The sequence below is a fragment of the Fulvivirga aurantia genome, from assembly GCF_009711475.1.
In the GTDB taxonomy this organism is placed as follows: domain Bacteria; phylum Bacteroidota; class Bacteroidia; order Cytophagales; family Cyclobacteriaceae; genus Fulvivirga; species Fulvivirga aurantia.
Map to the genome: position 1 here is coordinate 1 of NZ_SMMD01000671.1, position 5,472 is coordinate 5,472.

Genomic DNA, 5,472 nt, shown 5'->3' on the forward strand with positions numbered 1-5,472 from the left:
GGAATTATAAATTGTAATGGAAATGAAGTTTTACTGGGAGCATCAGCATTAGTTTCCCCAGCTATAGGTAGGTCAAATTCATTTATTGATGGAAAAGTCTTGAAAACCATTTCATCAACAAATCAGTCATTTACTTTCCCAGTAGGTGATGCAGGAAGATGGAGGCCTGCTAGTATAAATAATGTATCTACAGGAGGATTGACATGGGAAGTTGAATTTAAAGCAGCTAGTGGATTAAGTGATCCAGTTGTTGATAACTACGATTTTACAAATCCCGCTGAAATAGCTACAATTTTGAAAAGTGAACATTGGGTTATATCTGATGGAAACTTAGGAACAACTGGTGTTACTGCAACTGTCGGTTTGAGTTGGGGTACAGAAAGTGATGTTTCCCCAGTGATGGCAGAAAGAGAGCAAACTGAGGTAATGATATGGAATGATGCATTATCTTCTTGGGATAACCTTGGTGGACAGAATTTTAGTAGTGGTCACAACCAGTCTGAAGGAAGGTTTGTCGCAAGCAATAGCAATACGTTTAGTGAGCACATATACACTTTAGGCTCTAGCGATCCATCTAATCCACTTCCAGTATCCTTGATTTTGTTTGATGCAGAGTTAGCCGGTGAAGAAGTAAAATTAAAATGGAAAACAAGTTCAGAGGTTAATAATGATTACTTTGAAATAGAGCATTCTACAGATGGTGCCTCATTTAAAACAATTGGCTATATAAAGGGGAGTGGAACTTCTTCCGAAGTAAGCAGTTATGAATTGATTCATAAAAGCCCAGAAGTTGGCTATAATTTTTATAAATTAAAACAGGTTGATTTTGACGGTAAATCTACATACGAAGGAGATGTAGTTAGTGTATTAATTGAGAAGCCAGGGCATCAAATATTTATGGTTCCGTTTCCCAATCCTACGACTGCTGATAATATCAATATAAAGGCTGAGATAAATGAAGGGTTGGCTACAATAGAATTATATGATGCAATGGGCGTGAATCATTTAAAAAAGCAAATAACAAAGTCAGATTTAAAATCGGGTATATACAAATTAAAAATAACCTCAGATCTTAAACCTGGGATTTACATTGTTAAATTAACTCAGTATAGTCAATCCCTTGTTAAACGTATTATGATAAAAGAGAATTAGGAACATTACTTATTGCACGATATTTAAAATATGGCAGGCCACAAGGCCTGCCGTTTCTGTTCTAAGCCTGCTTTTGCCCAGGCTTACTTTTTCAAAACCTGATTGCAAGGCCATTTCTAATTCCTGAGTGGAGAAGTCACCTTCTGGGCCTATTAAAATACAGTATGATTTTGATTTATCGGCAGCCTGTATAAGATCAGTTGGGTTGTCAAAATCTACGTAAGCTATAAATTTCTGCTCTTCTGAGATAGACGTGAAGAATTGATCAATTTTCTGCAGTGCATTGATCTTGGGCAAAGTAGCTTTGAGTGATTGCTTAGCTGCACTTATCGCCTTTTTTTCAATTCGGTCTGTTTTTATAACTTTTCTCTCAGAATTACTGCAGAGTAAGAAGCTAATTTCATCTACTCCGATTTCTACTGCTTTTTCAACAAACCACTCTATCCGGTCTATATTTTTGGTAGGAGCAATCGCGATATGTATGTAGTAGTCATTGCCGGGCTCTTGCCGGCTTGACTGTATGGCAAATCTACATTTCTTGGGGTTGGCTTCTTCTATGATAGCATCATACCAGCCGCCCACACCATCAATCAAGGTAATAGCATCTCCCTGAGACAGTCGAAGCACTTTAACAGCATGCTTCGACTCCTCCGGAGTTAATTGGGTCACACCCTGTTTTATCTCAGGTAGATAAAATAGAGCCAAGGTGTTTATTGATATTTTTTATGTAAATCGTCAACAAGCATGATGTATTTCTCCATCGCTTCTTCTTTGCTTAGGCCTTTAAAACCTGACCATGCATCGTATTTTGCAATTGCTTTGAAATCAAACCCGCCAGGTCTTTCTCCCACAACATCACCTTCAGATGACTGCTTATATAGCGCGTAAAGGTCTAAAAGCTCCTCATTGGATGGTTTACTAGGTAATTGCTTAGATCGGCTTACTGCCTCATTAAATTTATCTTCCATTGGTTTTTTATAAATATGGTTAAACAGAAAAGGCTGAAGTATAAATTCAGCCTTTCTTTAAAATTAAATCAGTTTATTAAATTACCTGTCATTTACAGATACATATTTTCTCTCACCCTGACCAGTGTAGATTTGTCTTGGTCTACCGATTGGCTCATGGTTTTCTCTCATTTCTTTCCATTGAGCAATCCAACCAGGAAGTCTACCTAGAGCAAACATAACTGTAAACATGTCTACAGGTATACCAAGAGCTCTGTAGATTATACCAGAATAGAAATCTACGTTAGGGTAAAGTTTTCTTTCTACGAAGTAATCATCATTAAGAGCAACTTCTTCTAATCCTTTCGCAATGTCAAGGATTGGATCATTAACCCCTAATTTTTGCAATACATCATCCGCAGCTTTTTTAATGATCTTAGCTCTTGGGTCAAAGTTTTTATAAACTCTGTGTCCAAAGCCCATCAAACGGAAAGGATCATCCTTATCCTTGGCTTTAGCCATCCATTTTTTAGTGTCACCACCATCTTTCTGGATGTTTTCAAGCATATTAATTACTGCTGAGTTTGCACCACCATGTAGTGGTCCCCAAAGGGCGTTGATACCTGCAGAAATTGATGCGTATAAGCTGGCCTGAGAAGAGCCTACAATTCTAACAGTAGATGTAGAACAGTTTTGCTCGTGATCAGCATGTAATATCAAAAGTTTATCCAGCGCATTAGCAATCACCGGGTCTACCTCATAGTCCTCAGCCGGAAGCGCAAACATCATTTTTAAGAAGTTTGAGCAATAGTTAAGGTTGTTATCCGGGTAGTTTACAGGGTGACCTACTTCATTTTTATAAGCCCAGGCAGCGAAGGTCGGCATTTTAGCCAAAATTCTGATAATGCTCAGGTTTACCTTATCTGCAGATCTATTAGGGTCTAATGACTCAGGATAGAATGCGGTAAGTGAAGTAACCAAAGAAGACAATACACCCATAGGATGTGAATTTGAAGGAAACCCTTCAAGAATTGTTTTAATGTCTTCGTGTACTAATGTGTGAAACTTAATCTCATTTTCAAACTTGGTAAGTTGCTCAGGAGTTGGCAACTCGCCATATATAAGGAGATATGATACTTCAATGAAAGTAGAATTCTCCGCTAAGTCTTCGATGGCATAACCTCTATATCTTAAGATACCTTTTTCACCATCAAGAAAAGTGATTGCACTCTTTGTTGAACCTGTGTTCTTAAACCCCGGATCTAGTGTAATTAAGCCACTTTCTCCACGTAGCTTAGCAATATCAATTCCTTGTTCGTTTTCAGTACCTTCTATAATTGGAAGGTCGTATGACTTGTCTCCAACTTTAAGTTCTGCCTTCTTCGACATATGTATATTAGTTTTTAGTAAGTGAAAATTCTACCCGTGAAAATCGACCGTGAAATTAGTCAAAAATCAGTTGAAATAAAAACGGTTTATGTTTCCTAATTGTTACCAAGAATCAGTGGTAATCCGTCTTTACCGCTGCCTATTATCACCACTTTAGAGTTTGGAGACTTCGACATATCGAGTGTAGCTTCGATACCTCTCATCTTCAAAAGTTCAGGTGTTAAACTGTTGTTTATGATTTTGTTTGCTGCTGCTTCGCCTTCAGCCGCGATTCTTTTACGCTCAGCTTCACTTTTTTCTTTGTCAAGTCTAAACTGATAAGCGAGGGCTTCCTGCTCTTGCTTTAGTTTATTTTCGATAGCTAGTTTAATTTGCTCAGGCAGGTTGATTGATCTTATAAGCAAAGCCCTCATTTGTATGTCGTTGGCACTTAGGCTCTCATCAGTCTCGTTTTTGATCATAGACTCAACTTCGCCACGCTTAGTCGAGTAAATCTCTTCAGCCGTAAAACGTCCCATCACTTGCCTCACTGCAGACCTTACTTCTGGTATAACAAGTTTTGTGATGTAACCTTTGCCAAAATTTTCGTGTAAGTAGCCGATTCTTTCATAAACAGGGTAAAACCTTACCGTAACATCTACATTTATGCTCAAACCATTTTTGTCGAGTACATCCATTTTTTCTTCTACAGAATTTTCTTTCACATCATATATGTAAAGATCATTCCAAGGGGCTTTTACGCTAAAACCGGGAGTAAGTACATTTTCTTTGTCTATACCACCCTCAAAAGTTTTGAAGATTACAGCTCGCTCACCTGCATCGATAGTAAAGAATAAGCTCGATGATAATGCTGTGATTACAATTAATATAATGACCCCTACAACGATGAGAGGTAAAAATTTTCTATTATCCATGTTTAAGTATTTTATTGAGTGTTTTTTAAGTGGATGTCAAAATTGGTTATTTAAACCGTGAAAAGCAATTCAGACTAATCTCCTTCACCCGAACTCTCTATATTAAGCCCTTCGCAGACTTGTTTCATCTTGTCGTAATCCTCATAATACCCCAGCGATCCGGCTTCATCCCAGTCTTTGCACGCTGATTTTTTAAGTCCCATTTCAAACTTGCAATTACCTCGGGCTGAAAAGAAAGTGCCATCATTTGGTTTGAGTACAATCGCTGTATTATAGTCTTCAAGTGCCTTATTGTATTCGTCTTTTTCTACAAAGCAGGAAGCTCTTTCGTAATAACTGTCTGCATTTTGGTAATTCTTGATTATAGCAATGTTGTACATGAATATTGCAGAGTCATACGATTCCATCTCCTTATAAACATTACCCTTGTAAAAATAATAGCCGTAAAAATCGGGGTTTATTTCAATGAGCTTTGTGACTGCTTCTAAGGCTTCTTTGTACTTACCGGCTTCAAATAGGGCTATAAACTTGTAATACTGGTATTTTTCCTCAAATGGCTTGAGCTTCACTGCCATGTCATAGTCATTTACGGCTCCATCGAAATCACCAAGCTCATATTTCATTTTACCTTTCAATATATAAGCATAGGCCGATGTGTCTTGAGGGTTTTGTGAGATGTAATTAGAAAAGCAGGAAAGTGCCAGATCCGTGTTTCCCTGGTTACGATGGGTAAAACCACGATACATCCAGAGTATTGATCTCTCAGGTTGATAGCCCTGCGTTGTTTTAAAATCAGAAAGTGCGCTGTCGTATTTCCCTAGTTTAAAATAGGTGATTCCTCTGTGAAAATAGGCCTCACTGTAAGTGGAGTCGATGGCGATACATTGATTTAGCAGCTCGATGGCCTTCTGCTTGTCGACCCCTAAATAATGATAGGCCCGATTAAATAATTGGGGAGCAGTTTCCTGCGCCATGGTACCGTTTATATAAGAAAATGAGCAAACCGCAATAAGAAGCCCGATTGCCAGGTTACTTATTGGGGAACTTTTGTATTGAAACATTGTTCTGAT

6 protein-coding genes are annotated in these 5,472 nt (G+C 38.1%); 1 reads left to right on the top strand and 5 read right to left on the bottom strand.

Annotated elements, in window-relative coordinates:
* On the top strand, positions 1 to 1,152 hold a 1,152-nt coding region (locus E1176_RS07010), incomplete at its 5' end, for a T9SS type A sorting domain-containing protein (RefSeq protein ID WP_155209891.1).
* Between the two features lie 9 nt (positions 1,153 to 1,161).
* On the opposite strand, the gene E1176_RS07015 is transcribed toward E1176_RS07010, so the two are convergent.
* The 5 genes from E1176_RS07015 to E1176_RS07035 all read right to left on the bottom strand — a co-directional run.
* On the bottom strand, positions 1,162 to 1,857 hold the full coding sequence (locus tag E1176_RS07015; RefSeq protein WP_155209892.1) for a 16S rRNA (uracil(1498)-N(3))-methyltransferase: 696 nt from the start codon (positions 1,855 to 1,857) through the stop codon (positions 1,162 to 1,164).
* 5 nt (positions 1,858 to 1,862) lie between these two features.
* Entirely contained in the window at positions 1,863 to 2,120 is a 258-nt protein-coding gene (locus E1176_RS07020; RefSeq protein WP_155209893.1) for an acyl-CoA-binding protein, read from the bottom strand.
* 81 nt (positions 2,121 to 2,201) lie between these two features.
* Positions 2,202 to 3,488, bottom strand: a complete 1,287-nt coding sequence (locus E1176_RS07025) for a citrate synthase (RefSeq protein ID WP_155209894.1) — start codon at positions 3,486 to 3,488, stop codon at positions 2,202 to 2,204.
* Between the two features lie 95 nt (positions 3,489 to 3,583).
* Positions 3,584 to 4,402, bottom strand: a complete 819-nt coding sequence (locus tag E1176_RS07030) for a prohibitin family protein (protein ID WP_155209895.1) — start codon at positions 4,400 to 4,402, stop codon at positions 3,584 to 3,586.
* Positions 4,403 to 4,476: 74 nt separating this feature from the next.
* Positions 4,477 to 5,472 (bottom strand): tetratricopeptide repeat protein (locus E1176_RS07035; protein WP_222933107.1); only part of this gene is annotated, 996 nt, incomplete at its 5' end.